The sequence below is a fragment of the Extensimonas perlucida genome (genome assembly GCF_007655255.1).
Taxonomy (GTDB): domain Bacteria; phylum Pseudomonadota; class Gammaproteobacteria; order Burkholderiales; family Burkholderiaceae_C; genus Extensimonas; species Extensimonas perlucida.
The window spans coordinates 144,390-169,429 of sequence record NZ_VMYE01000003.1 but is presented as its reverse complement, the minus strand read 5'-3'; the positions used below and the strand labels follow the sequence as shown (position 1 = coordinate 169,429).

Annotated in this window: 23 protein-coding genes and 1 pseudogene; 8 read left to right on the top strand and 16 right to left on the bottom strand. The window is 67.0% G+C overall.

Annotation, left to right across the window (positions count from 1 at the left end):
* Positions 1-20 precede the first annotated feature (20 nt).
* Both FK527_RS04735 and FK527_RS04730 read right to left on the bottom strand, forming a co-directional pair.
* Positions 21-293 carry a type II toxin-antitoxin system RelE/ParE family toxin gene (locus tag FK527_RS04735; protein ID WP_246072673.1) on the bottom strand — a complete coding sequence of 91 codons (273 nt, stop codon included), beginning with the start codon at positions 291-293 and terminating at the stop codon, positions 21-23.
* Between the two features lie 214 nt (positions 294-507).
* A complete protein-coding gene (locus FK527_RS04730; protein WP_144730486.1) occupies positions 508-771 on the bottom strand; it encodes a type II toxin-antitoxin system ParD family antitoxin in 264 nt (87 codons plus the stop codon).
* Positions 772-922: 151 nt separating this feature from the next.
* Here FK527_RS04730 and FK527_RS04725 point away from each other — a divergent pair, with 151 nt between their 5' ends.
* Positions 923-1,735 (top strand): nucleotidyltransferase family protein, encoded by an 813-nt coding sequence (locus FK527_RS04725; protein ID WP_144730483.1) that lies wholly within the window; start codon positions 923-925, stop codon positions 1,733-1,735.
* A gap of 15 nt (positions 1,736-1,750) precedes the next feature.
* Here FK527_RS04725 and FK527_RS04720 read toward each other — a convergent pair whose 3' ends face one another.
* The gene (locus tag FK527_RS04720) at positions 1,751-2,638 is read right to left on the bottom strand and encodes a restriction endonuclease (RefSeq protein WP_144730720.1); all 888 of its coding nucleotides are present in this window, start codon (positions 2,636-2,638) and stop codon (positions 1,751-1,753) included.
* Positions 2,639-2,813: 175 nt separating this feature from the next.
* Here FK527_RS04720 and FK527_RS04715 point away from each other — a divergent pair, with 175 nt between their 5' ends.
* Both FK527_RS04715 and FK527_RS04710 read left to right on the top strand, forming a co-directional pair.
* The gene (locus FK527_RS04715; protein ID WP_144730480.1) at positions 2,814-3,131 is read left to right on the top strand and encodes a DUF2322 family protein; all 318 of its coding nucleotides are present in this window, start codon (positions 2,814-2,816) and stop codon (positions 3,129-3,131) included.
* A 116-nt stretch (positions 3,132-3,247) separates the two neighbouring features.
* Positions 3,248-6,334, top strand: coding sequence for a type ISP restriction/modification enzyme (locus tag FK527_RS04710; RefSeq protein WP_144730477.1), 3,087 nt, complete (start codon positions 3,248-3,250; stop codon positions 6,332-6,334).
* A gap of 76 nt (positions 6,335-6,410) precedes the next feature.
* On the opposite strand, the gene FK527_RS04705 is transcribed toward FK527_RS04710, so the two are convergent.
* Positions 6,411-6,755 carry a type II toxin-antitoxin system HicB family antitoxin gene (locus FK527_RS04705; RefSeq protein WP_144730474.1) on the bottom strand — a complete coding sequence of 115 codons (345 nt, stop codon included), beginning with the start codon at positions 6,753-6,755 and terminating at the stop codon, positions 6,411-6,413.
* Positions 6,752-6,994, bottom strand: coding sequence for a type II toxin-antitoxin system HicA family toxin (locus FK527_RS04700; RefSeq protein WP_144730471.1), 243 nt, complete (start codon positions 6,992-6,994; stop codon positions 6,752-6,754). Before FK527_RS04700 ends, FK527_RS04705 begins: the two co-directional genes overlap by 4 nt.
* A gap of 332 nt (positions 6,995-7,326) precedes the next feature.
* On the opposite strand from FK527_RS04700, the gene FK527_RS04695 reads away from it, so the two are divergent.
* Both FK527_RS04695 and pyk read left to right on the top strand, forming a co-directional pair.
* Positions 7,327-8,718 (top strand): aminopeptidase P N-terminal domain-containing protein, encoded by a 1,392-nt coding sequence (locus tag FK527_RS04695; RefSeq protein ID WP_144730468.1) that lies wholly within the window; start codon positions 7,327-7,329, stop codon positions 8,716-8,718.
* Between the two features lie 149 nt (positions 8,719-8,867).
* Entirely contained in the window at positions 8,868-10,307 is a 1,440-nt protein-coding gene (pyk, locus tag FK527_RS04690) for a pyruvate kinase (protein ID WP_144730465.1), read from the top strand.
* A 52-nt stretch (positions 10,308-10,359) separates the two neighbouring features.
* Here pyk and metW read toward each other — a convergent pair whose 3' ends face one another.
* Together metW and metX are read right to left on the bottom strand one after the other, a co-directional pair.
* The gene (gene metW / locus FK527_RS04685; RefSeq protein WP_144730462.1) at positions 10,360-10,944 is read right to left on the bottom strand and encodes a methionine biosynthesis protein MetW; all 585 of its coding nucleotides are present in this window, start codon (positions 10,942-10,944) and stop codon (positions 10,360-10,362) included.
* Complete coding sequence (gene metX / locus FK527_RS04680; RefSeq protein ID WP_144730459.1) at positions 10,941-12,068, bottom strand: homoserine O-succinyltransferase MetX; 1,128 nt, start codon at positions 12,066-12,068, stop codon at positions 10,941-10,943. The genes metW and metX overlap by 4 nt, the downstream gene beginning before the upstream one ends.
* A 407-nt stretch (positions 12,069-12,475) precedes the next feature.
* On the opposite strand from metX, the gene FK527_RS04675 reads away from it, so the two are divergent.
* Positions 12,476-12,925: an RNA recognition motif domain-containing protein gene (locus tag FK527_RS04675; RefSeq protein WP_144730456.1), complete on the top strand. Its 450-nt coding sequence runs from the start codon at positions 12,476-12,478 to the stop codon at positions 12,923-12,925.
* Between the two features lie 119 nt (positions 12,926-13,044).
* Here FK527_RS04675 and amt read toward each other — a convergent pair whose 3' ends face one another.
* The 3 genes from amt to FK527_RS04660 are packed head-to-tail and all read right to left on the bottom strand — an operon-like array spanning position 13,045 to position 15,724.
* A complete protein-coding gene (gene amt / locus FK527_RS04670) occupies positions 13,045-14,580 on the bottom strand; it encodes an ammonium transporter (protein WP_144730451.1) in 1,536 nt (511 codons plus the stop codon).
* A 31-nt stretch (positions 14,581-14,611) separates the two neighbouring features.
* Positions 14,612-14,950 carry a P-II family nitrogen regulator gene (gene glnK / locus FK527_RS04665; protein ID WP_144730448.1) on the bottom strand — a complete coding sequence of 113 codons (339 nt, stop codon included), beginning with the start codon at positions 14,948-14,950 and terminating at the stop codon, positions 14,612-14,614.
* Between the two features lie 45 nt (positions 14,951-14,995).
* The gene (locus tag FK527_RS04660) at positions 14,996-15,724 is read right to left on the bottom strand and encodes a TorF family putative porin (protein ID WP_144730445.1); all 729 of its coding nucleotides are present in this window, start codon (positions 15,722-15,724) and stop codon (positions 14,996-14,998) included.
* Between the two features lie 199 nt (positions 15,725-15,923).
* Between FK527_RS04660 and FK527_RS04655 the strand changes: the two genes are divergently transcribed.
* Complete coding sequence (locus FK527_RS04655; RefSeq protein WP_144730442.1) at positions 15,924-17,474, top strand: YifB family Mg chelatase-like AAA ATPase; 1,551 nt, start codon at positions 15,924-15,926, stop codon at positions 17,472-17,474.
* A 141-nt stretch (positions 17,475-17,615) separates the two neighbouring features.
* Positions 17,616-18,365: an SDR family NAD(P)-dependent oxidoreductase gene (locus FK527_RS04650; protein WP_144730439.1), complete on the top strand. Its 750-nt coding sequence runs from the start codon at positions 17,616-17,618 to the stop codon at positions 18,363-18,365.
* A gap of 97 nt (positions 18,366-18,462) precedes the next feature.
* On the opposite strand, the gene FK527_RS04645 is transcribed toward FK527_RS04650, so the two are convergent.
* The 6 genes and pseudogenes from FK527_RS04645 to FK527_RS04620 form a co-directional block, all read right to left on the bottom strand.
* Positions 18,463-19,500 (bottom strand): LLM class flavin-dependent oxidoreductase, encoded by a 1,038-nt coding sequence (locus tag FK527_RS04645; protein ID WP_144730436.1) that lies wholly within the window; start codon positions 19,498-19,500, stop codon positions 18,463-18,465.
* Positions 19,501-19,574: 74 nt separating this feature from the next.
* The gene (gene ruvC / locus FK527_RS04640) at positions 19,575-20,123 is read right to left on the bottom strand and encodes a crossover junction endodeoxyribonuclease RuvC (RefSeq protein WP_144730433.1); all 549 of its coding nucleotides are present in this window, start codon (positions 20,121-20,123) and stop codon (positions 19,575-19,577) included.
* Positions 20,124-20,201: 78 nt separating this feature from the next.
* Complete coding sequence (locus FK527_RS04635; RefSeq protein WP_144730430.1) at positions 20,202-20,951, bottom strand: transglycosylase domain-containing protein; 750 nt, start codon at positions 20,949-20,951, stop codon at positions 20,202-20,204.
* A gap of 93 nt (positions 20,952-21,044) precedes the next feature.
* Positions 21,045-21,926, bottom strand: a pseudogene (gene aroE, locus FK527_RS04630) (shikimate dehydrogenase); the annotation flags it as partial.
* Positions 21,923-22,792: a TonB family protein gene (locus tag FK527_RS04625; protein WP_246072672.1), complete on the bottom strand. Its 870-nt coding sequence runs from the start codon at positions 22,790-22,792 to the stop codon at positions 21,923-21,925. The gene FK527_RS04625 and the pseudogene aroE, both read right to left, overlap by 4 nt.
* A 10-nt stretch (positions 22,793-22,802) precedes the next feature.
* Complete coding sequence (locus FK527_RS04620; protein ID WP_144730421.1) at positions 22,803-24,980, bottom strand: ribonuclease catalytic domain-containing protein; 2,178 nt, start codon at positions 24,978-24,980, stop codon at positions 22,803-22,805.
* Positions 24,981-25,040: the final 60 nt, after the last annotated feature.

The window sequence follows — 25,040 nt, the reverse complement described above, 5'->3', positions numbered from 1 at the left end:
CGGCAGGCGAGCCGCAGTGGCTAGCCCTTGCTGCCCGCGCCAGAAATCTTTGTTGCGAACTGGGCCTCGATGTCCATCGCGCCGAGCACGATACGCACCAGGCCCGCTTCCTCGTAGAAAACCACGAGATAGTTGCCATGAGCGCAGGAACGCATGCCCTTGCCGAGTTCCGGCCGCGGTTTATAGGCTTGAGGCGACTGGGTCAGCTTGCGGCACTGCGCGCGCAACTCGCGTACGAAGCTGGCCGCTCGGCGGGGGTTGTCCCTGGCGATGTAATCACCGATGGCCTCCAAGTCTTCAACCCAGATTGTCCATTAGGACGTGGGATGATGGCGAGGCGGCTGGCGCGGCAGTTTGGTCGCTGGTGAGAAGTCCATGGCAGGTGCCATGGACGCCGAAGCAGCGGCCAAAATGACCGTCAGCCGTCCGCCAGCGCCCGCGTAGGTGCGCAGCACCGCCTAATGGACAATCTGGGTTCAATGGCCCGGGGCAAAAATTCCAGCCGCATCAGACTGCTTTCTCAGCCATCGCGAGATACTTCGCTTCGAGGCGATCAAACACCTCCTCTTCCGAAAGACAAGGCCCGCTCGTCAACCCCACCGCGACGGCCTCGCGCAAGGCCTGCAGCTTGGCGACCTGTTCGGCCTCGCGTTCCTCGAGCAGGCGCAGCCCGGCACGCACCACCTCGCTGACGTTGTTGAAGCGGCCTGATTCGACCTGCTGCCGGACAAAGGCTTCGAAATGGGGGCTGAGCGCCACACTGGTAGGCATCGCTGTTTCTCCTGCAAGTTAATAACCAATATTAAAAACAGTCCCCTGGCCACTTGTCAAGCTGCCGCGCTTCGCCTCGCGTTCGCAGCATCCGCGCTCTGCCACCCTGCGCTGCGCCGTCGTGCCCTCGCCGTGCCCTACAGTGCGCCCCATGCCCGACAAGTCCAAGCCCATTTCCGCGACCACAGGCCAAGTCCCCGCCATGCTGCTCGCCGCTGGCCGCGGTGAGCGCATGCGCCCTCTGACCGACCACACGCCCAAGCCCCTGCTGCGCGTGCAGGGGCGCCCGCTGCTCGAATGGCACCTGCGCGCGCTCGCCGCGGCAGGCGTCACCCAGGCCGTCATCAACACCGCCTGGCTGGAGGAACAGGTCAGTGCACATTTTTCAGATCATTTTGCCATCCAAGGCAATGCTGGCGAGCACAAGCAGCTATCGATTTCATACTCGCACGAGGGCCGCGACTTCGGCGCCGCGCTCGAGACTGCGGGTGCCATCGCGCGCGCGCTGCCGCTTTTGGGGCCGGTGTTCTGGCTCGCAGCGGGCGACGTGTTCGCGCCCGACTTCGCCTTTGCCGCCGCCGAGGTGCAGCGCTTTGCCGCGAGCGGCCACCTGGCGCACCTGTGGCTGGTGCCCAACCCTGCGCACCATCCGCGCGGCGACTTCGGCCTCTCGCCTGCGGGCCTCGCGCTCAACCTGCCGCCGCAAGACCCCGCGCCGCGCTACACCTACAGCACCATCGCGCTGCTGCGCGCCGAGCTTTTCACGCCGCCCTGGTGCGACATCCCGCCCGGCAACCCCGCCGGCGTGGCCGCGCCCCTGGCCCCCCTGCTGCGCCGCGCCATGGACCAGCACCGCGTGAGCGCCGCGCTCTACACCGGCCGCTGGACCGACGTGGGCACGCCCGAGCGGCTCGCGGCGTTGAATGAGCTGGCCGACAGCGGCACCAAAACAGCGGCCCCATAGGCCAGCCCAAAAAATTCACTCCTCGATAGCCCGAGCCCCTCCGCACTTGGTCTGCGCATAACGGCTGCAACCCCAAAACGGTTTGCCTGCATTGGCGCCCCGTTGGGCCAAGCGCCGCACCATGGGACTGCCACACAGCGGGCAAACCGGCGCTGCCGCTGCCGCTGGCGCAGCAGCCACAGCCATAGCCACAGCCGGTGCGCTTGCCGTTTTTTCCTTGTTTGCGACTGCGGGCCGCACGGCATCGATCATCTTCTGCAGCGCAGGGCCGTCGATGAGCTCGATGTTCCGCCCTTGCGCAAAATTGCGCGCCGGTTCTGTGAAAGTGCCGGAAGTGACCACAAAGCCACCGGCTGCCCCCTGCGCCGCCATCACGCCATACAACTCACGCACGACCTCGACGGACACCTGGTATGCCTTCCAGCGCTTGCATTGGACGAGGAAAGTTTCGCCGCCCCTGGTCAATTTCAGGTCCACACCGCCGTCGGCACCATTTCCGCCCAGCTCGGTCACGGCGTAGCCGCGCAGGCGGAAAGCCTCGCCCACGAGAAGCTCGAAGTCGCGCCAGCTCATGGTGCGCAGCGCCGCACCCGTGGCATCGTTCCCCGCCTTGGCAATCAACCCCTGTCGCTTGCGCCGGCCAAGGGCAGAGGCAGCTGCAGCCGCCAACAGGATGAGGGGAACCAGATATTGCCCGCCCGAGGCCAGCCCTTTGATCACCACTGCGGACAGCATGTCTCCGCCCTTCTGCCCTGCCGAAAGCGTGGTTGGAACCTCCATCACCGCATACCGGTGCAACACCGCGTAGGCGATGACGGCCAACACCACGCCCACCCACCATGGCAAGGCTGCCGTCAAGTCGAACAAAGCCTCGGCCAAACCACTGTTCTTTCTTCTCGCCATGTACCTCTCCTTGCTGATCGTTTGATTTTTCCACCTGTCGATAGGGCCGTCCGCCGGCAAACCAGTGCATTTCCGCTGCGTGGGAATGCAGAAGAATCTCCGGGGCCTTCTTGCGTCCCGATATGCTCTCCGGCCACCGATTACATTGTGCTGCCGCAAAGCAAACCACCCCACCATGAACTTCGCCACCCGCCTCCAGCAGCTCCCCTCCATCGCCCACCTCGCCGCCCTGCAGCTGCTGGACGCGCAAGGCCAGGTTGTGGCCACGATAGAAAACAAACCCGGCCAGGCCGGCTCGCTGGCCGTGTACCACGCGCTGGCGCAAAAACACGGCGGCGCCATCACGCCCGCTGCGGCGGCCGAGGGCTTGCAGTGGTACGGCGAGCACCTGGCCGACGCCCAGGCCCACCCCGGCAAGCACCCCAACATAGACCGCCTACTCGCCTGGGCCGCAGGCGGCGCGAGCTATGGGGTGCGGCTGGTGGCAGCCTGAGCGCCTCCAACCGCACCTTGCCAGCCCCCCCCACACACACACACCACGCCACACCACGCCACGCCACGCCACGCCACGCCACGCCACGCCCCCGCCAACCCGCCCCGCCCCGCCCCATGAGCCAGCTCCTCATCCACGACTACCTTGCGCAGCTCGACCTCATCAAGAAAGTCAGCGGCAGCCAGCGCGAAACCATCGTGCGCGAGGCGTTCAAAGACCTGCTCAAGAACTGGGGCCGCCAGCTCGGGCTGGTGTTTCTGGCCGAATACCCGCTCAAGACAGCCACCAAGGCGCACATCAGCGTCGATGGCGCGCTGCTGCACGAGCTGCGCATGCCGCTGGGCTACTGGGAAGCCAAGGACGCGCAGGACGACCTCGACGCCGAAATCGCCAAGAAGTTCAAAAAGGGCTATCCGCAGGACAACATCGTCTTCAGCGACGACGCCACCGTCGTGCTGTGGCAGCACCGGCAGGAGGTGCTGCGCTGCGCCGTCGAAGACACCGCCGCGCTGGAAAAACTGCTCAAGCTCTTTTTTGGCTACGAGCGGCCCGAGATCGCCGACTTTCGCGCCGCCGTCGAGCAGTTCAAGGCCGACCTGCCCGCCGTGCTCGCCGCGCTGCGCAGCATGATCGAGACACAGGAAGCCACCAACCCCGCGTTTGCCGCCGCCGCCGCGCGCTTTCTGGCGCACGCGCAGGAGGCCATCAACCCCGCGCTCGGCCCGGCGGACGTGCGCGAAATGCTCATCCAGCACATCCTGACCGAAGAAATCTTCGCCAAGGTGTTCGACGACAGCGACTTTCACCGCCACAACAACGTCGCACGCGAGCTGTACGCGCTCGAAGGCGTGTTCTTCACCGGCGCGCTCAAAAGGCAAACCCTCAAGGGGCTGGAGCCCTACTACGCCGCCATCCGCGCCGCCGCCGCGCAGATCGGCAGCCACGGCGAAAAGCAGGCCTTCCTCAAGGTCATCTACGAAAACTTCTACAAGGTTTACAACACCAAGGCCGCCGACCGCCTGGGCGTGGTCTATACGCCCAATGAAATCGTGCGCTTCATGATCGACGGCGCCGACTGGCTGTGCGAGCAGCACTTCGGCAAAAACCTCATCGACCGCGAGGTGGACATCCTCGACCCCGCCACCGGCACCGGCACCTACATCTGCGAGCTGCTCGAACACTTTCGCGGCCAGCCCAAGAAGCTCGCGCACAAATACCGCGAAGAGCTGCACGCCAACGAAGTCGCCATCCTGCCCTACTACGTGGCCAACCTGAACATCGAGGCGACGTATGCCGCCATCACCGGCGAATACGCCGAATTTCCCAACCTGTGCTTCGTGGACACGCTGGACAACGTGGGCCTGCACACCGCCGCGCGCGGCACCACGGCCGAGCTGTTCGGCAGCGTGAGCGAAGAAAACGTCGCCCGCATCCGGCGCCAGAACGCGCGGCGCATCAGCGTCGTCATCGGCAACCCGCCCTACAACGCGAACCAGCAAAACGAGAACGACAACAACAAAAACCGCACCTACCCGCAGATCGACGCGCGCATCAAGCAGACTTACATCGCCGCCAGCACCGCACAAAAGACCAAGCTCTACGACATGTACGCGCGCTTTTTCCGCTGGGCCAGCGACCGCCTGGCCGACAACGGCGTGCTCAGCTTCGTGAGCAACCGCAGCTTTCTGGACGCGCGCACCTTCGACGGCTTTCGCAAGATCGTGGTGCAGGAGTTTGCGGAGGTTTGGGTGGTGGACCTGGGCGGCGACGTGCGCGCCAACCCCAGGCTCAGCGGCACGCGGCACAATGTGTTCGGCATCCAGACCGGCGTGGCCATCAGCTTCATGGTCAAGCGCGCCAGCAGCACCAAGGACAAGCGCCCCGCGCGCGTGTTCTACGTCCGCCGCCCCGAGATGGAAACCGCCGAAGAAAAGCTCAGCTTCCTGGCCACGCACCCCATGCGCCGCCTGCAGTTCGACGAAGTGCAGCCCGACCAGGCCGGCCACTGGCTGAACCTGACGCACAACGACTTCGACACCCTGATCCCGCTGGCCAGCAAGGAAACCAAGGCGGCCAAGACTGCGGCGAAGGAGCGGGCGATTTTCAAGCTGTTTTCGCTGGGTGTGGTGACCAACCGCGACGACTGGGTTTACGACTTCGATCCAGACACGCTCGCAACCAAGGTGCGGTTTCTGATCGACACCTACAACACACATGTGGACTGCGCGGACAGCACCAACACCGACACGACGATCAAGTGGACGCGCTCCCTGAAAGCGGCGTTTGACCAAAACCGACAATTGGAATTTTCGCCTGACTGCATCCGCGAAAGCCTGTATCGGCCTTTTTCCAAGAGGCATCTGTACTTCAGTAAGCAACTGAACGAAATGCAATACCTCCAACCGCAGATTTTCCCTGTGGGCACCAAGAACGCGGCAATCATGATTAGCGGTACGCCAGCATCTAAGCCGTTCCAAGCCCTGGCGGTTGGCATACTTCCAACCTTAGACCTGCTAGAGAAAACCCAGACGCTCGCGCTATATCGCTTCGACGCGCAAGGCAACCGCTCCGACAACATCACCGACTGGGCGCTCCAGCAATTTCGCAAGCACTATGCGGCCGAAGCCGGCAAGGGAAAAGCGCAACCAGCTATCGATAAAGAAGCAATCTTTCACTACTGCTACGCCGTGCTGCACGACCCGGTGTACCGCGAAAAATACGCACAAAACCTCAAGCGCGAGTTCCCGCGCATCCCCTTTCATGCCGACTTCTGGCGCTGGGCCGAATGGGGGCGCGAGCTCATGGCGCTGCATATCGGCTATGAGACGGTGGCGCCCTACGCCCTGACGCGCCACGACACGCCCGACACGGCCGCGCGCGCGGCCGGGCTGGCGCCCAAGGTGCTGCTCAAGTCCGACCCGGCGGCTGGCTGCATCGTGCTCGACAGCGAAACCACGCTGCGCGGCGTGCCGCCCGAGGCCTGGGCCTACCGGCTCGGCAACCGCTGCGCGATCGACTGGGTGCTGGACCAGCACAAGGAAAAAAAGCCCAAAGACCCGACCATCCGCGCGCGCTTCGACCATTACCGCTTTGCCGACCACAAAGAGCGCGTGATCGACCTGCTCGCGCGCGTCGCCACGGTGAGCGTGGAGACCGTGCGCATCACCACCGCCATGCAGGCGCTGGCGCGCAAGGATTCATGAAACAATAGCTGCTTGTGCATGTCAGATAAGCGCTAGAGGCACTTTTTGCCATTATTTTTAGGCCACAGGCTAAGGCTCAACGCGCGGCGACGCCTTCTGCCAGCAGCGACACCACCAGGGTGTTCATGCTCACGCCTTCCTGCTCGGCGCGTGCGGCAAGGCGCGTGTGCAGGCTCTTGGGCACCCGGGCCACGAATTTGCCCGACTCGCCGCCCGCGCCAGGTTGCGGGATGGGGTCGCCGTGCTGGGCTGCCACTTCGAGCCACGCTTGCGCAGCGGCATAGCCGTCGGTAATCGCGGCTGCGGGCGTGTCGCCGTCGCCCATGCAGCCGGGCAGATCAGGAAAAGTGGCAAGCCAGCCGCCGCCGTCTTCCTGCGCGAGCGGACGCAGTTCGATGGGGTATTTTTGGGGGTCGATCATTCGTCATCTCCTTTGCCTTCGCGGATCAGGCGCAGCAGCGCTTTGACATAGACAGGCTTGATGGGCCGGTGCGCCGGCACGCTGATCTTCTTGCCCGCCGCGTTGCGCAAGATGTGGTGACTGCCTCCGGGGCAGCTGACCGTCAAGTCGGCATAGCGCGCGACGGTAAGCACTTGGTCGATGCTCCAGTCGCGCGGGTTGCGCGCCATTTGCTCGATCAGCTTTTGTGCTTTGCCCATGTGCAAAATGATACTACATCGAGTATCAATTAGAGGCAAAGACGTTCGCCCGATAACCCTGGCCCACTGCGCCTGGCAAATGCTTCGATACTCGACGCTTTCGCGATCATGGTCGGCAATCGACCTTTATCGATTCAACCCAGATTGTCCATTAGGCGGCCCTTCGGGCCTACGCGGGCGCTGGCGGACGGCTGACGGTCATTTTGGCCGCTGCTTCGGCGTCCATGGCACCGGCCATGGACTCCTCACCCGCGACCAAACTGCCGCGCCAGCCGCCTCGCCATCATCCCGCGTCCTGATGAACAATCTGGGTTCAACTTTGCACTTTTACCATGGCCCCTTCTTCGCTTTACGCCGACCGCCGCGCCCGTCTGGCTGCCCAGCTGGGCGCGGGCGGCATTGCCATCATTCCCACGGCGCCCGAGCGCCCGCGCAACCGCGACAACCAGTACCTGTACCGCCACGACAGCTATTTTTATTACCTGACAGGCTTTGGCGAGCCCAATGCCTGCCTGGTGCTCACGGGCGACGGACACAGCACGCTGTTTTGCCAGCCCAAGGACCAGGAGCGCGAAATCTGGGACGGCTACCGCCTGGGCCCGCAGGCCGCGCCGGCGGCGCTGGGCGTGGATGCGGCGTATTCGTTTGCCGAGCTGGACGTGCGCCTGCCGCGCCTGCTCGAAAACCGTGCTTGCGTCTGGTACCCGTTTGCCACGCACGCGGGCCTGGCGGCGCGCGTGGAAGGCTGGCTCGCTGCGGTGCGCGCGCGTGCACGCTACGGCGCGCTGTGCCCGGCGGCGCAGAACGACCTGTGCACGCTGCTCGATGAAATGCGCCTCGTCAAAGACGCGCACGAGCAGGCCACCATGCGCCGCGCGGCGCAGATCAGCGCGCGCGGCCATGTGCGCGCGATGCAGCGCGCGGCGCGCATGCTGCGTGCGGGCGAGGACGCGCGCGAGTACCACCTCGAGGCCGAGCTGCTGCATGAATTCCGTCAGCAGGGCGCGCAGTACCCGGCCTACGACGCCATCGTCGCCGCCGGCGCGAATGCCTGCGTGCTGCACTATCGCGCGAGCGACGCACCGCTGCGCGCGGGCGAGCTGGTGCTGATTGACGCGGGTTGCGAGCTGGACGGCTACGCGAGCGACATCACGCGCACCTTTCCGGCCGATGGCAAATTCACCGGCCCGCAGCGCGCGCTGTATGACCTGGTGCTGGCGAGTCAGGAAGCCGCCGTGGCCGCCACACGCCCTGGCGCGCGCTTCGACGCGCCGCACGAGGCCACCGTGGCCGTGCTCGCGCAAGGGCTGCTCGACCTCGGCCTGCTCGACAAAAACAAGGTGGGCACGGCGCAGGACGTGATCGCGAGCCGCGCCTACTTTGCGTTTTACATGCACCGCACCAGCCACTGGCTGGGCATGGACGTGCACGACTGCGGCAGCTACGTGGAGCCCGGCGAAGTCGGCCAGACCAGCGTGCGCCAGGACCCGCTGTCGGGCGAGACCATCACCGAACGCCCGAGCCGCATCCTGCGCCCCGGCATGGTGCTGACCATAGAGCCGGGCCTGTACGTGCGCCCCGCGCCCGGCGTGCCCGAGGCCTTCCACCACATCGGCATCCGCATCGAGGACGACGCCCTGGTGACTGCGCAGGGCTGCGAGCTGCTCACGCGCGAGGTGCCCGTGGCGCCGGAGGAGATCGAGGCGCTGATGCAAGGCGCCTGACACGCACGGTTTGCTGCGCACCGCCTGATGTGCGGCATCTGGCGCACGGCATCGCGTGTGCGTTGCCTGACGCACCTTGCCTGCCGCCTGCGCGGGCCGCCGGCGCGTGTGGAACAATGCCCGCATCGCCACTTCGCACTGTCCCTGCCATGCCCGCACTGCGCGCCACCAAGATCGTTGCCACCCTCGGCCCCGCGTCGAACACGCCGCAATTGCTCGAAGCCATGATCCGCGCCGGCGTCAACGTGGTGCGGCTCAATTTCAGCCACGGACAGGCGCAGGACCACATCGAGCGCGCGGCCATGGTGCGCGCCGCGGCCCAGCGCGCGGGCATGGAGGTGGCCATCATGGCCGACCTGCAGGGCCCCAAGATCCGCGTGGGCAAGTTTGCCAATGGTCGCGTGCAGCTGCAGCCGGGCGCGCGCTTCGTGCTCGACGCCGCGCGCACCGAGCCGGGTGACGAGCATGGCGTGGGCCTGGACTACAAAGAGCTGCCGCACGACGTGAAGCCCGGCGACATGCTGCTGCTCAACGACGGGCTGATCGTGCTGCAGGTCGATGGCGTGCACGGCGACGCGGTCGAAACCACGGTGAAAGTGGGCGGCGAGCTCTCGAACAACAAGGGCATCAACAAGCAGGGCGGCGGCCTCACCGCGCCCGCGCTGACCGCCAAGGACATGGAAGACATACGCACCGCGATGGGCTTTCAGGCCGATTACGTGGCGGTGAGCTTTCCCAAGACCGCCACCGACATGGAGATGGCGCGCCAGCTGTGCAACGTGGCCGGGGCCGAGTTCCGCCACAAGCCGAGCCTGATCGCAAAGATCGAGCGCGCCGAGGCGATTCCGCACCTCGAAGAAATCTTGCGCGCGAGCGACGGCATCATGGTGGCGCGCGGCGACCTGGCAGTGGAGGTGGGCAATGCCGCCGTGCCCGCGCTGCAAAAGAAGATGATCCGCATGGCGCGCGCCTTTGACAAAGTGGCGATCACCGCGACGCAGATGATGGAGAGCATGATCCACAACCCCGTGCCCACGCGCGCCGAGGTCAGCGACGTGGCCAACGCCGTGCTCGACGGCACCGACGCCGTGATGCTCAGCGCCGAGACGGCGGCGGGCAAGTACCCGCTCGAAACCGTGCAGGAAATGGCGACCATCTGCGCCGCCGCCGAAGCCTCGGAAGACCCGCTGCAGGACGCCGACTTCAGCGGCCACCGCTTCACACGCATAGACCAGTCGATCGCCATGGGCGCGCTCTTTACCGCGCACCACCTGGGCGCCAAGGCCATCGTGGCGCTGACCGACAGCGGCGCCACGGCGCTATGGATGAGCCGCCACCGCATCCACATCCCGATCTACGCGCTGACCTCCAAGGTGGCCACGCAGCGGCGCCTGGCCATGTACCGCAACGTGCGTCCGCTGCTGCTCGCCGACACCAGCGCCGACCGCGACACCGCGCTCGCGCAGGCCGAGGCGCACCTGAAGGCGCGCGGCATCGTGCAAAGCGGCGACATCTACGCCATCACCTGCGGCGAGCCCATGGGCGCGCCGGGCGGCACCAACATGCTGAAAATCTGCCGCGCGCGGTAGGCGCCTGTCAGACTTTGGGCATGCCGCGCCGCAGCGCGCTGGCGCCCGTCGGCTACGCACCCTCGAAGTGGAACACCGCCGTGCCCGCACGCGCATTGGGCAGAAAGCGCACGATGCGCCCGTCCTGCAGGCCGAAGGCGTCGATGATGCGCAGGCGGTTCTTGCGCGCGAGCACCTCGAAGTCGGCGTAGGTGCCCACGCGAATGTTGGGCGTGTCGTACCACTGGTAGGGCAGGTGGCGCGTCACGGGCATGCGCCCGCGCAGCACCGACAGGCGGTTGGGCCAGTGCGCAAAGTTGGGGAAGGCGACGATGCCCGTGCGCCCCACGCGCGCGGTTTCGCGCAGCATGACCTCGGCGTTGCGCAGGTGCTGCAAGGTGTCGATCTGCAGCACCACGTCGAAAGAGCGGTCGCCGAACATCGACAGCCCTTCGTCGAGGTTGAGCTGGATCACATCGACGCCGCGCTGCACGCAGGCGAGCACGTTGGCGTCGGCGATCTCTACGCCGTAGCCGCTGCAGCCGCGCTCACGCTGCAGGTACGACAGCAACGCGCCGCCGCCGCAGCCCAGGTCGAGCACGCGCGCGCCCTGTGGCACCAGGCGGGCGATCGCTTCCATGGTGGCTTGCGCGCTCATGCGAGCTCCTTCGCGATACTCTCGAAATAAGAGCGCATCACGCTCATGTAGCGGGCGTCATCGAGCAAAAAGGCATCATGTCCGTGGGGCGCGTCGATCTCGGCATAGCTCAGGCTGCGCTTGTTGTCGAGCAGAGCCTTGACGATCTCGCGGCTGCGCGCAGGGGCAAAGCGCCAGTCGGTCTTGAAGCTCACGAGCAAAAACCTGGCCGTCGCGGGCGCGAGCGCCAGGCTCAGGTTGCCGCCGTGGCGGCGCGCCGGGTCGAAGTAGTCGAGCGCGCGCGTGATCAGCAAATAGGTGTTGGCGTCGAAGTATTCGCTGAACTTGTCGGCCTGGTGGCGCAGGTAGCTCTCGATTTGAAACTCTATGTCCTGCGTGCTGTATTTGGGCTCGAGCCGGTCGCGCAGCTGGCGCCCGAACTTGGCGTTCATCACGTCGTCCGAGAGGTAGGTGATGTGGCCGATCATGCGCGCGATGCGCAGGCCGCGCTTGGGCACCACGCCGTATTGGTAAAAGTGGCCTCCGTGAAAGTCCGGGTCGGTGACGATGGCGCGGCGCGCGACCTCGTTGAAAGCGATGTTTTCTGCGGTGAGATTGGGCGCGCTCGCCACCACCACGGCGTGACGCACGCGCTCGGGGTATTGCAGCGACCACGACAGCGCCTGCATGCCGCCCAGACTGCCGCCGAGCACGGCCGCGAGCCGTTCAATGCCCAAACGATCGAGCAGCCGCGCCTGCGCGTTCACCCAGTCCTCCACGGTGACCACGGGAAAGTCCGCGCCGTAGATGCGGCCCGTGTCGGGGTTGCGGTGCATGGGGCCGGTGGAGCCGAAGCACGAGCCCAGGTTGTTCACGCCGATCACGAAAAAGCGGTTCGTATCGACGGGCTTGCCCGGCCCGACCATGTTGTCCCACCAGCCTTCGCTGTGCGGCTGCCCCTCGTACACGCCCGCGACGTGGTGCGAGGCGTTGAGCGCGTGGCACACCAGCACGGCGTTGGAGCGCGCGGCATCAAGCGTGCCGTAGGTCTCGTAGGCGAGGTGGTAGTCGCGGATGGACGCGCCGCTTTGCAAGGGCAGCGCCTCCGGGAAATGCATGGTCTGGGGCGTGGCGATGAACGGCATAAAAAACCCGGCTGCGCTAAAAACAGGGCCGGGTCGGGAAGGTCGGACGAGTCTTTAGCAGCATTTGTAGAGCGCTCGCAAGCTGGGGCAAATCAGCGCTGGCGGCAAATATACCAAAAGCCCTGCGGCACCATGCCTTGCGCGCACCGGCGCGCGGGCCCGGGCGCGGCGGGCATAAAAAAGGGGTTTGGCGCTGCGTGCAGCACCAAAACCACGATTTCGCGGCCTGCAGCGATGATTTTTCTTGCGTTTTCGTCCGACTTGTCAGTCATAATGACGCCGCGAGGTTTTCTTGCATTTGTGTTTGCGATGATCCGTGAGTTGGCGCACAGGTATTTCGTCGGAATAGGCGGCTTGCGTTTCGGGGCTCTATCGCGTTTTTTCAGGTATTTTTGAGGAGTCCTTCGATGGGCAACAAACTTTATGTCGGCAATCTGCCGTATTCCGTGCGCGACAGCGATCTGGAGCAATCCTTCGGTCAGTTCGGCACCGTCACCAGCGCCAAGGTCATGATGGAGCGCGACACTGGTCGCTCCAAGGGCTTTGGCTTCGTCGAAATGGGCAGCGATGCCGAGGCGCAGGCCGCCATCGAAGGCATGCACGGCCAGCCCATGGCCGGGCGCAGCCTGGTGGTCAATGAGGCCCGTCCCATGGAGCCGCGCCCGCCGCGTTCCGGCGGTGGCGGCTACGGCGGTGGTGGTGGCGGCGGCTACGGTGGTGGTGGCGGCGGTGGTGGCTATGGCCGCAGCGGCGGCGGGCGTAGCGAAGGCGGCTTCCGCAGCCCTTACGGCTCGGGCCCGCGCAGTGGCGGTGGCGGCGGCCGCAGTGGCGGCGGCTACGGCGGCGACAGCTACTGATAGCGCACGCTAGCGCACCCATGAAAAAAGCCCCCGCGGGGGCTTTTTTCATGGGCTCACCAAACGCCACTGGGTAAAAAGGGGCTGCAGCCCGGTCTGCGACGGCAGCCCCATCCCCCTCACCGGTTGTAGGCCGTTTCGCCGTGGTACGAAATGTCCAGACCTTCGCGCTCTTCTTCTTCCGACACGCGCAGGCCTATGGTCAGGTCCACGATCTTGTAGGCGATGAAGGACACCACGCCAGACCACACGATGGTCAGCAGCACGGCCTTGGCTTGCGTCCACACTTGTGCGGCAATCGAGTAATCCGCCGCCGTCACAACGCTGGCTGTCACCCAGTCGGCCACGTAGCCGGGGCCGCCCAGGCCGGGTGCATTGAACACGCCCGTGAGCAGCGCGCCCACGATGCCGCCCACGCCATGCACGCCGAATACGTCGAGCGAATCGTCCGCCCCCAGCAGGCGCTTGAGGCCGTTCACGCCCCACAGGCAGGCAAAGCCGCCGACCAGGCCCACCACCAGCGCGCCGCCTATGCCCACGTTGCCCGCAGCCGGGGTGATGGCCACGAGTCCGGCGACGGCGCCCGAGGCCGCACCCAGCATCGAAGCCTTGCCGCGCATCAGCGCCTCACCGACAGACCAGGCCAGCACCGCAGCGGCTGTGGCCACAAGGGTGTTGATGAACGCCAGAGCGGCGAAGCCATTGGCTTCGAGCGCGGAGCCGGCGTTGAAGCCGAACCAGCCCACCCACAGCAACGAGGCGCCCACCATGGTCAGCGTGAGGCTGTGCGGGGCCATGGATTCCTTGCCGAAGCCGATGCGCTTGCCGACCATGAACGCGCCCACCAGGCCCGCCACGGCGGCGTTGATGTGCACCACGGTGCCGCCGGCAAAGTCGAGCGCGCCCCACTGCCAGATCTGGCCGGCCTTGGCCGTCATGGCGTCCGCAACTTCTTTGGTGGCATAGGCGTCGGGGCCCATCCAGAACCACACCATGTGCGCGATGGGCAGGTAGCTGAAGGTGAACCACAGCACCATGAACAGCAGGACCGCGCTGAACTTGATGCGCTCGGCAAACGCCCCCACGATCAGGCAGCAGGTGATGCCGGCAAACGTGGCCTGGAACGCAGCGAAGACGATCTCGGGAATCACCACGCCCTTGCTGAAGGTGGCGGCATTGGCAAAGGTGCCGGCGGCGTTGTCCCAGATGCCCTTCATGAAGAGCCGATCAAAGCCGCCGAAGAACGCGCCACCCTCGGTGAACGCGATGCTGTAGCCATAGATGAACCACAGCACCGTGATCAGCGAGAAGGTGACCATGACCTGCATGAGCACCGACAGCATGTTCTTGCTGCGCACCAGGCCGCCGTAGAACAGCGCCAGGCCGGGCAACACCATCAGGATGACCAGCAGGGTCGAAACCATCATCCAGCTCGTATCGCCCTTGTTGGGCGTGGGAGCAGGTGCGGCGGGTGCTGCGGCGGCGGGTGCGGCGGCCTCTGCAGGTGCGGCGGTGGGCGCGGGCGTGGCAGCAGGTTCCGCGGCTGCAGCCGCCGCCGGTGCACTGGCGGCGGGTTCCGGGGTTTGCGCGCCGGCGGCCGTCATGCCGGCCCACAGGCTCAGGCCCAGCGCCAGGGAAGCGAGTAGTTTTTTCATGGCTTTTCCTCTCTCTGATGCGATGCGCCGCTCACAGGGCCTCTTTGCCGGTTTCGCCGGTACGAATGCGCACCACCTGCTCGAGGTGGCTCACGAAAATTTTGCCGTCGCCGATCTTGCCGGTGCGCGCAGCGGCTTCGATCGACTCGATGACGCGCTCGACGAGCTCGTCCGCGACGGCGGCCTCGATCTTGACCTTGGGCAAGAAATCGACCACGTATTCGGCCCCGCGGTAGAGCTCGGTATGGCCTTTCTGGCGCCCGAAACCCTTGACCTCGGTCACCGTGATGCCCTGCACCCCGATCTCGGAGAGGGCTTCGCGCACCTCGTCGAGCTTGAAGGGCTTGATGATGGCTGTCACCATTTTCATTTGCGACTCCTCGAAAAGCGGGTGCCTACCGACACCCTGGATGGATTACATGGTTTTGGTCAGAGTGACGATCAGGCGCGCCTTGTTGACGTCGCCGTAAAAGTCCTTCTTGTTGGCCCCGGCCACGGCCGCCCCCAGGCTCAGGCCGCTACCGAAGTCGTAGCTGCCACCGACGCTGTAATCGACGTAGTGCGGCACGCCCAGGTCGCGGATGTCGCCCGCAAAATGGGTGTAGCCGACGGACGCCTTGAGCGTGACCTTGGGCATCACCTCTTGCGCAAAGGCCAGGTTCAGGTAGCCCGTGTTGCGGCCCGAGCGGTCGGAGTTCTTGGCGCCAGCGTAGTTGAAATAGTCCTCGGAGACGGTGTGCGAATATTTGGCCGTGAAGGGGCCATAGGTGGCCGCGCCGTAGAGCTCGACGGTGTTGCCCGCGCTGTTGCTCGCATAAAGGTAGGCAATCATGCCCACGTCCAGGTCGAATTCGCCGGCCTTGAATTTGTAGCCGCCATACAGGTCGCTTTCGATCGAGTTGTTCGGCAGCCAGTCCACGCTGGAGTTCCAGTTGCCCAGGTAAAACCCGGTGTCGGCAAAGCTGTAGTCGAAGCCGCCCTGTATGGCCGGCTTGAAGGCTTTCATCTTGCTGATGTCCTGGTCCTGCCCGCGGAACTTGTAATTGCTCGTCAGGCTGACGTTCCCGGTGAGCTGGGCGTGGGCGAGCAGGGGCAGGGCGGCAGCCAGTGCGAGGCCCAGCGATTTGACGGACTTGGGGATCATTCTTCCTCCGATGCGTTGAAAAGTTGCGACGCAAGCCTCAAAGCATGGAACGTGCCATGCGTGGCCCGCCGGCGCCAACCCTTGCGCAAACGCGCGAACCGTTACATTTCCAGCATGTCTTGCGCGTGCCTGCCGCCGCGCTCTGAAAAACAGCGCCGCAAAGTCCCCGCAGCGCACCCTTTGAGGGAGCACTTCGTTCATGAGTCTTGCTTTGGTGCAAAGCCGCGCCCTTTTGGGGCTGCAGGCGCCATCCGTCACCGTGGAGGTGCATCTGGCCAATGGTCTGCCTAGCTTCACGCTGGTCGGACTCGCCGACGTCGAGGTCAAGGAAGCGCGCGAGCGCGTGCGCTCCGCGCTGCTCAACGCCGGGCTGGAGTTTCCGCACAACAAGCGCATCACGGTCAACCTCGCGCCGGCCGACCTGCCCAAGGATTCAGGGCGCTTCGATTTGCCGATCGCGCTGGGCATCCTCGCGGCCAGCGGGCAGATCGACGGCGCGCGCCTTGCGGGGCACGAGTTTGCGGGTGAGCTGTCCCTCTCGGGCGCCTTGCGTCCGGTGCGCGGCGCGCTCGCCACCAGCCTGGCGCTGCAGACGCAGAAGGTCGAAGCCACGCTGGTGCTGCCGCCCGGCAGCGCCGAAGAGGCCGCGCTCGTGCCCGGCGCCCAGGTGGTGCGCGCGCGCCACTTGCTCGACGTGGTGCGTGCCTTCATGCCCACGGACGCCGGCGCACTGGCCGACGGCACGGACGAAGCGGACGAGGACGGCTGGTGCCGCCTGCAGCCCACGCCCATGGCGCAGGGCAGCGACAGCGTCGACATGGCCGACGTGAAGGGCCAGGCCGCGGCCAAGCGTGCACTGGAGATCGCCGCTGCCGGTGGCCACAGCGCCTTGCTGGTGGGGCCGCCGGGCTCGGGCAAGTCCATGCTCGCGCGGCGCTTTGCCGGGCTGCTGCCGGCCATGACGCTGGACGAAGCGCTGCAAAGCGCGGCCATCGCGAGCCTCGCGGGCCACTTCAGCCCCGCGCAATGGGGCCTGCGCCCCACGCGCCAGCCACACCACACGGCGAGCGCCGTGGCGCTCGTGGGTGGCGGCACGCCGCCGCGGCCCGGCGAAATCTCGCTTGCGCACCATGGGGTGCTGTTTCTCGACGAGCTGCCGGAGTTTCCGCGCGCCGCGCTCGAGGCGCTGCGCGAGCCGCTCGAGACCGGGCAGATCACGATCGCACGCGCCGCCATGCGGGCCGAGTACCCGGCGCAGTTCCAGCTCGTCGCGGCCATGAACCCCTGCCCCTGCGGCTACCTGGGCGCTATGCAGCGCGTGTGCCGCTGCACGCCCGACCAGGTGGCGCGCTACCAGGGCAAGCTCAGCGGCCCGCTGCTGGACCGCATAGACCTGCATGTCGAAGTGCCCGCGCTGCCGCCCGAACAGCTGCTGCAGACACCGCCCGGCGAGAGCAGCGCGAGCCTGCGCACGCGCGTGGAGCAGGCGCGCGCACGCATGCTCGCGCGCCAGGGCAAGACCAACCAGGCGCTGCAGGGGCAGGAGCTCGACGCATACCTGCTGCTGGACGCGGCGGCGGCGCCCTTTTTGCAGCAGGCTGCCGCGCGCCTGGGCTGGTCGGCGCGCAGCACACACCGCGTGCTCAAGCTCGCGCGCACCATCGCCGACCTGGCCGGCGCGCGCAGCACGCAGCTCACGCATGTCGCCGAGGCCATGCAGTACCGACGGGCGCTGCGCGGCGTGCATTGATGCGCGGATGAACCGCCCGCTTGGACGCGGCGCGCAACCATAGGCTTGCGCGCCATGAACGCGAGCGTCACATCCTGCCGGCACAATGGCTGCGGACCTGCGGCGTGGGGCTGTGGGTGCAGTAACAGCAAGGAGCACAGCATGTTGAGAGACAAAGTGGCTTTGGTGACGGGCGCGTCCTCTGGCATTGGACGGGCCATCGCGCTCGCCTGGGCGCGCGAAGGCGCGCATGTGGTGGTGTCGGACCTGAACGCCGCGGGGGGCGAAGAAACGGCTGCGCTGGTGCGCGCCTGCGGCCGCGAAGCGCTGTACATCGCGGCCGACGTCTATAAACCCGCGGACTGCCGTTCGCTGGTCGAGCAGACCATGACGTATTTCGACCGCCTCGACGTGGCCTGCAACAACGCCGGCGTGAGCGGCGTCAGCATGCCGCTGGCCGACTACCCGCTGGACGACTGGGTGCGCGTGCTGGGCATCAACCTCTCGGGCGTGTTCTACGGCATGAAGTACCAGATACCCGCGATGCTGCAAAGCGGCGGTGGCTCCATCATCAACATGGCCTCTATCCTGGGCGCGGTGGGCTTTGCGGGCTCTGCGGCCTACACCGCGGCCAAGCACGGCGTGGTGGGGCTCACGCAGACGGCGGCGCTCGAATACGGCGCACAGGGCGTGCGCGTGAACGCCGTCGGGCCGGGCTTCATCCACACGCCCATGATCGGCCGCTTCGAGGAGGACCCGGCCACGAACGCCATGCTCGTCGCGGCGCATCCCATAGGGCGCTTGGGGCGCCCCGAAGAGGTGGCCGAGCTCGTGACCTGGCTCGCGAGCGAGCGCGCCTCGTTCGTCACCGGGGCTTACTACCCCATAGACGGCGGTTATCTGGCGCGCTGAGCGCGGGCCGACCAGGCGGCGCGGTGCGCGATCAGCCGATGCTCAGCGGGCGCTCAGGCGGCGCTGGCGCCCGCACGCAGCGCCCCACCTGCCGCGCTCAGGCGGCGCCTTGTGAGGCTGTGGCCGCGCCGTTCATCTCGTCGCGCACCTGCGCCGCGATGTCGAGCGAGCGCAGGCGCAGCGCCGGGTCGTAGATGTCGCAGGTGAGGATGAACTCGTCGGCCTGCGTGCTTTGCACGAGCTGCGCGAAGCCGCGGCGTACGGTGTCGGGGCTGCCGATCACGGCCGCGGCGAGGAAATCCTGGATCGCCGCGCGCTCCTGCGGGTGCAGACGGGCCGTGAAGTTTTCCTGCGGCGGCTGCAGGCGCAGGCGCTCGCCGCGCAGGATGCCGAGTACGCGCTGGTACATGCTGCTCGCAAGGTACTCGGCCTCGGCGTCGGTGGGCGCGGCGATCAGCGGCACGCCTATCATCACGTAGGGCTTGGCGAGCACGTCCGAGGGGCGGAACTGCTGCCGGTACAAGGCTATGGCCTGGTGCAGCAGGCGCGGCGCGAAGTGCGAGGCGAACGCGTAGGGCAGGCCGCGCTCGGCCGCGAGCTGCGCCGAAAACAGGCTGGAGCCGAGCAGCCAGATAGGCACCTGGGTGCCCGCGCCCGGCGTGGCGACGATGCGCTGGCCCGGTGTGGGCGGCGCGAGCAGGCGCTGCAGCTCGGCCACGTCGCGCGGGAAGTCTTCCACGGTTTCGACGCGGTCGCGGCGCAGTGCGCGCATGGTGGCCGGGTCGGTGCCGGGCGCGCGGCCCAGGCCCAGGTCTATGCGGCCGGGGTAGAGCTCGGCCAGCGTGCCGAAAGCCTCGGCCACGACCAGCGGCGCGTGGTTGGGCAGCATGATGCCGCCCGAGCCCACGCGAATGCGCTCGGTGCCGCCCGCGATGTAGCCCACGAGCACGGCCGTGGCCGAACTGGCGATGCCGTCGATGTTGTGGTGCTCGGCAACCCAGTAACGCAAAAAACCCAGGCGCTCCGTATGCCGCGCCGTCTGCAACGCAACGCGCAGGGCGTCGGCCACAGTGGCATCAGCGCGCACGGGCACCAGGTCGAGCATGGAAAGCGGGGGGCAGTGCAGTGCAGTCATGCGGTGATTGTGCGCGATGCGCCGATTTTTTGCGCATGCAAACGCGCCGCTGGCCAAACCGCCGCAGGCAGGAGTCAATAACTGCGCCCGCCCTTGAACATCGCGTGCTGGCGGCGTTGCAGGGGGGCGGCGCTGCCCAGGCGCGCCATGGCGGCGCCGGCGTGCGCGTGCGTGATCGCGAGGCCCAGCGCGTCGGCGGCGTCGGGGCCGGGCAGGCCGGGCAGTTGCAGCAGGCGGCGCACCATCTCCTGCACCTGGCTCTTGGCGGCGCGGCCGTGGCCGACCACGGCTTTTTTCATCTGCAGCGCGGTGTATTCGGCCACGGGCAAGTCGCGCGCGACGAGCGCGGTGATGCAGGCGCCGCGCGCCTGGCCCAGCAGCAGCGTGGATTGCGGGTTCACGTTGACGAAGATGATTTCCACCGCCGCGGCCTCGGGCTGGTAGCGCTGCGCGACTTCGGCGATGCCGTCGAACAGCAGCTTGAGCCGCCCCGGCAGGTCGCCCAGCGCGAGCGCCGTGGTGCGTATGGTGCCGCTGGCCACGTAGCGCAGCGCCTGGCCTTGCGCCTCGATCACGCCAAAGCCCGTGGTCTGCAGGCCGGGGTCTATGCCGAGGATGCGCATGCGCTACTCGTGTGATAGCTGCTTATGCAGTATGGATAAGTGATAGAGGCCATTTTCATTCATAAAACAGAGGCGTACTCATGGCAATTCTGCACTGCCCATGCGCGCGAGGATGGTGCGCGTGCGGCCTGCGAGGTAGGCCGAGCCGGGGGTTTTCTCGAAGCGCTTGGGCGCTGGCAGCATCACGGCCAGGCGTGCGGCCTCGGCGGGGGCCAGGCGCGCGGCGCTCTTGCGGTAGTAGTGCTGCGCCGCGGCTTCGGCGCCGAACACGCCCTCGCCCCATTCGACGTTGTTGAGGTAGATCTCGAGGATGCGCTGCTTGCTCAGGAACAGCTCCAGCGCCATGGTGAGGATGAATTCCTGCCCCTTGCGCAGCAGCGTGCGCTCGCCCGAGAGCAGCAGGTTTTTCGCGAGCTGCTGCGTGATGGTCGAGCCGCCGCGGATTTTGGGCGGCCGCGCGGGGCGGGCTGCAGGCGCCGCTTTGGCGGCCTTGCCCGCGCGCGCCTGCGCCTGCGCTTCGGCGCGGGCGTTGCGCTCCCAGGCTTTTTCGATGGCGTTCCAATCGACCCCTTCGTGTGCCACGAAGCCGTCGTCCTCGGACGCGATCACGGCGCGCTTGAGATGGTCGGAAATTTGCGCATAAGGCACCCATTGCTGCTGCCAGCGCACGCTGCCGCGGCTGTGCAGCTGCGCCCAGATTTCGGAGCGCTGAAAGCTCGTGGACTGCGGATCGACCACGGCCATGAGCGCGATGCGCAGCACGAAAAACAGCTCCAGCGCCACAGCGGCGAGCAGCACCAGAGTGAGCCAGCGCAGCAGCGGTTTCATCGCGGGGGATCAGGCTTTGGCCCCGGCGCCGGGCGCTTGCGCCGGGGCCTGGGCTTGTGCCTCGGCCGGGGACGCGGTGCGCGATGCGGCTCGTGCCTCGGCCTGCAGCTGCGCCTGCAACTCGGCCAGCACCTGCGCCGCGGGTGGGCGCACGCCGCGCCAGAGCGCAAACGATTCAGCCGCCTGCTCCACGAGCATGCCCAGGCCGTCGCGCGGGCGCGCGCCGTGCTGCTGCGCCCAATGCAAAAAGCCGTGCGCGGCGGGGCCGTACATCATGTCGTAGGCCAGGCTGCCGGGGCGCAGCACGCGCGCGGGCACTGGCACCGCGGCGCCGGCGAGGCTGCTCGCGGTGGCGTTGATGATCACATCGAAATCGGACTCCAGCGCTTGTGGAGTCTGCGCAAGCAGCTCCACCTTCAGGAGTTTTGCGAGGTCGGCATGCGCCTGCACCAGGGCTTGCGCCTTGGTCAGCGTGCGGTTGGCCACGGTGAGGCGGCGCACGCCGGCTTGGAGCAGCGGCCCGAGCACGCCTGCGGCCGCGCCGCCCGCGCCCACGAGCAGCACGTCGCGCCCGGCCAGCGCCACGCCGGCGTTGCGCGTGATGTCGGCCACCAGGCCCAGGCCGTCGGTGTTGTCGGCGTAAATGCCGCCGCCTGCCATGAACATGAGTGTGTTCGCGGCGCCGGCCAGCGCCACGCGCGCGCTGCGCTGCGTGGCGATCTGCGCAGCCTCGTGCTTGAAGGGCACGGTGACGTTGCAGCCGCGCCCGCCGCGTGCGATGAAGTCGCGCACGCCCTGCGCAAAGCCGTCGAGCGGCAGCAGGCAGGCGTCATAGGCAATGTGCTGGCCCGTGAGTTCGGCAAAACGCCGGTGGATCGCGGGCGAGCGGCTGTGCGCCACGGGGTGGCCCATGACGGCATAGAGGTCGGGTGCGGCGGCCGGGGGCGCTGGGGTTTGGGTCGCGGCAGGGGTCATGGCGCGGAACGCAGGTTGGTTTCGAGGGTTTGCTCGCGCGTGAACTTGAAGCGCGCCACCATGGCGATCTGGTCGGCCTGGCGCCGCATTTCGGCGGTGAAGGGGCCGAAGGGCCCGGCGGCGCGTGCGATGGCTTCGGCGCGCCGATCGAGCAGCGCGTTGCCCGAGCTTTGCACGACCTCGGTGGCGAGCACGCGCCCGTCGTGGTTCACGGTGAGGATCATGGTCAGCTCGCCGTAGAGCTTTTGGCCGTGGGATTCAGGGAAGTTTTCCGTGCCCTTGTCTTCGACGCGGCGGCGCAGCGCGTCGTAGTAGATCGCGTAGGCGGCTTCGCGCGTGCTGGGGCTGATGTAGCGCTTGCGCGGGCGGGCGTTTTGCTCGTTGATGCGCTTTTCGATTTCGGCGAGCAGCTTGAGCAGCTGGCGGCGCTTGTCTTCCTGGGCCGTAGCGCCGGGGTTGTCGCTGCTCTGGCGCGGGTCGGGCGGCGGCAGGTTGGCGAGCTGGCGGCGCAGCTGCGCGAGCAGCTGGGTTTGCTGTGCGAGCAGGGCGTCAGCCTGGCGCTGCGCGTCTTCGACGTCGTCGCCTACGGCGGTGAGCGCGGAGTACGGCAGCGGGCTCGTGGCGCGCCCGCGCTCGGCCTCACCCCCGCCGGCGAGCTGCGTCTGCGCGATGGCCTGCGCCTTGTCGGGCCGGTCCTCGGAGCGCGCGTTGACGAGGATGACTTCGAGCGGCGTGTCCTGGAACACGCGCTGCACCGCCACGGGGTTCACGAAGCGCACCGTGAGCACCGCCGCGTGCACGGCCACGGAAAACAGCAGCGCACGCTGGAACAGGTCGAGAGAGCGAAGCGACGCGAGCGGTTTCACAGTGCGGCCTCTATTCGGTGGCTGCGTGAACAGGCGTGATGGGGGCAGTTGCGGCCTGGGTGGGATCGGCCTCGGCGCGCGGCGCGGCCTCCTGCGCTGCGTCAGCCGCATTGGTCACATCAGCCGCATCGCCTGTGTCGTCTGCCACATCGACGGCGATGGTGATCGGGCCCGCGGCTGCCTCCTGGCCTTCTTCGCCGCCCTCGTCGAGGTCGAGCTGCGCGTCGGCGGCAGGCGGCGTGCCGGTGTCCAGGCGTTCGAGCACAGTGCCGCGCACATCGAGCGTGAATTCGTCGATCGCGCCGAGCTGTACGCGCACCTGCGCGCCGCGCGGCAGCCCTTGCGCGCCGAGCACGCCAAAGACCAGCGGCAGGCTGTCGGCGCGCACCAGCGCGTCGCCCTGCGGCCCTTCTTTGAGCACCGTGGCGGTGAGCTCGGTGATGCCGTTTTGCTGCAGATAACGCAGCGTCCAGTAGCGCTCCATGCTGGCCTGGTAGGCGTTGTAGCTACCGTAAGCGGCGTCAAAGCTGCTGAGGATGGCAAACAGCTCGGCGTCCTTGGGCTTGAAGGGTGCGGCGAGCGCGGCGGTGCGGCCGTGGCGCGCGCAAGCGATGATCTGCCACTGGTTCACGAGGTCGGTGTAGCGGCGCAGCGGCGAGGTGCTCCAGGCGTAGCACGGCACGCCAATACCCGCGTGCGGCAGCGCCTTGGTGCCCATGCGCACCTTCACGCCCGGCGCCATGCTGGCCTGGCTGCGGTAGATGCCGGGCACGCCCAGCTCGGCCAGCCACGCGCCCCAGCGGCTGTTGGCGACGATGGCGGCCTCGGCCACGATCAAGTCCAGCGGCGCGCCGCGCCGGCGCACGCTGATCTGCACCTGTTCGCTGCCCGTGGGCTCGGCGCCGTCGTTGCCCACGAGGCGAAAGCTGTAGTCGGGCCGCGTGAAGTTCTCGGGCTTGCCACGCACCACCTCGCGCCGCGCTTTGAGGGCGAGCGCGAGGCGGTATAAAAAGGTGAGCTGCTCGCGCAGTTCTATCAAGGGTTCAGGCGTGTTTTCGTATTGAACTGTGGGGTCACTGAGCCAGGCTTCGGTGACGATGTGGTCGAGCTGGTCGTGGCGCAGGTTGTGCGCCACGGGCACGCGCTCCAGGCGCGTTTCGCTCGCGCGGATTTCGAGCGTGGCTTCGTCGATGGTCACGTACAGCGACACCGCAGGGTTTGCGCGCCCGGCTTCGAGCGTGTACGCCTGCACCACGTCTTCGGGCAGCATGGTGATCTTGTAGCCCGGCATATACACGGTGGACAGGCGCCGGCGCCCCACCTGGTCGAGCGCGCTGCCCGGTGCCAGGCCCAGCCCCGGCGCCGCGATGTGGATGCCCAGCACCACGGTGCCCGTGCCCAGGCCCTGCAGCGAGAGCGCGTCGTCGATCTCGGTGGTGTGCGAGTCGTCGATCGAATACGCCTGCACGGGCGCGAGCGGCAAGTCCTCGGGCGGCGGCGGCACGGGCAGCGGCGGGAAGGCCGTGCCCTGCGGGAAGTCCTCGAACAAAAAGCGCTGCCAGTGGAACTGGTAGGCCGAGTCGATCGCGCCGGCCTTTTGCAGCAGCGCGAGCGCCGCGGTGTGCGTGGCGCGGCTGGCTTCGACCACGGCCTTGTATTCGGGTGCGTTCTTGTCGGGCTTGAACAGGATTTTGTAGAGCTGCGCGCGGATGGGCGCGGGGCAGCGGCCCGCAGCGAGCTCCTGCGCCCAGTCGGCGATTTGCTGCTGCTGCTGCTTTTTCTTCTCGAGCGCGGCGAGCGCCTGCTGCAGTACCTCGGGCGGCGCCTTTTTGAAGCGGCCCTTGCCCGCGCGCCGGAAGTAATGCGGCGCCTCGTGCAGACGCAAGAGCATGCCGACTTGCTCGGCCAGCGGCGCGTTCGCCGAGAAATACTCGCGCGCCAGCTCGGCAAAGCCGAATTCGCCCTCGGGCGCGAACTCCCAGGCCAGGTCCAGCTCTATGCCCTGCGCCACGTCTTGCGCCTGCGCGAGCAGTTGTGCGGGCTCGGGCTGGGCAAAGCGCAGCAGCAGGTTCGCCGCCTTGACCTTCACGCGCTTGCCCGATTCGAGCTCGACCTGCGCGGAGTTTTCGGCTTCGGAAAGGATGCGGCCGGTGAGGAATTTGCCGGCCTCTTCAAACAATGCGTACATCCTGCGGATTGTCCCATGCGCCTATGATCGGCGGCTCACGCTCCATGCGTCTTCCATAGC

Coding starts and splice junctions, on each gene's coding strand:
- FK527_RS04730 (WP_144730486.1), bottom strand. CDS start 771: ATGCCTACCAGTGTGGCGCTCAGCCCCCATTTCGAAGCCTTTGTCCGG.
- FK527_RS04725 (WP_144730483.1), top strand. CDS start 923: ATGCCCGACAAGTCCAAGCCCATTTCCGCGACCACAGGCCAAGTCCCC.
- FK527_RS04720 (WP_144730720.1), bottom strand. CDS start 2,638: ATGGCGAGAAGAAAGAACAGTGGTTTGGCCGAGGCTTTGTTCGACTTG.
- FK527_RS04715 (WP_144730480.1), top strand. CDS start 2,814: ATGAACTTCGCCACCCGCCTCCAGCAGCTCCCCTCCATCGCCCACCTC.
- FK527_RS04710 (WP_144730477.1), top strand. CDS start 3,248: ATGAGCCAGCTCCTCATCCACGACTACCTTGCGCAGCTCGACCTCATC.
- FK527_RS04705 (WP_144730474.1), bottom strand. CDS start 6,755: ATGATCGACCCCCAAAAATACCCCATCGAACTGCGTCCGCTCGCGCAG.
- FK527_RS04700 (WP_144730471.1), bottom strand. CDS start 6,994: ATGGGCAAAGCACAAAAGCTGATCGAGCAAATGGCGCGCAACCCGCGC.
- FK527_RS04695 (WP_144730468.1), top strand. CDS start 7,327: ATGGCCCCTTCTTCGCTTTACGCCGACCGCCGCGCCCGTCTGGCTGCC.
- pyk (WP_144730465.1), top strand. CDS start 8,868: ATGCCCGCACTGCGCGCCACCAAGATCGTTGCCACCCTCGGCCCCGCG.
- metW (WP_144730462.1), bottom strand. CDS start 10,944: ATGAGCGCGCAAGCCACCATGGAAGCGATCGCCCGCCTGGTGCCACAG.
- metX (WP_144730459.1), bottom strand. CDS start 12,068: ATGCCGTTCATCGCCACGCCCCAGACCATGCATTTCCCGGAGGCGCTG.
- FK527_RS04675 (WP_144730456.1), top strand. CDS start 12,476: ATGGGCAACAAACTTTATGTCGGCAATCTGCCGTATTCCGTGCGCGAC.
- amt (WP_144730451.1), bottom strand. CDS start 14,580: ATGAAAAAACTACTCGCTTCCCTGGCGCTGGGCCTGAGCCTGTGGGCC.
- glnK (WP_144730448.1), bottom strand. CDS start 14,950: ATGAAAATGGTGACAGCCATCATCAAGCCCTTCAAGCTCGACGAGGTG.
- FK527_RS04660 (WP_144730445.1), bottom strand. CDS start 15,724: ATGATCCCCAAGTCCGTCAAATCGCTGGGCCTCGCACTGGCTGCCGCC.
- FK527_RS04655 (WP_144730442.1), top strand. CDS start 15,924: ATGAGTCTTGCTTTGGTGCAAAGCCGCGCCCTTTTGGGGCTGCAGGCG.
- FK527_RS04650 (WP_144730439.1), top strand. CDS start 17,616: ATGTTGAGAGACAAAGTGGCTTTGGTGACGGGCGCGTCCTCTGGCATT.
- FK527_RS04645 (WP_144730436.1), bottom strand. CDS start 19,500: ATGACTGCACTGCACTGCCCCCCGCTTTCCATGCTCGACCTGGTGCCC.
- ruvC (WP_144730433.1), bottom strand. CDS start 20,123: ATGCGCATCCTCGGCATAGACCCCGGCCTGCAGACCACGGGCTTTGGC.
- FK527_RS04635 (WP_144730430.1), bottom strand. CDS start 20,951: ATGAAACCGCTGCTGCGCTGGCTCACTCTGGTGCTGCTCGCCGCTGTG.
- FK527_RS04620 (WP_144730421.1), bottom strand. CDS start 24,980: ATGTACGCATTGTTTGAAGAGGCCGGCAAATTCCTCACCGGCCGCATC.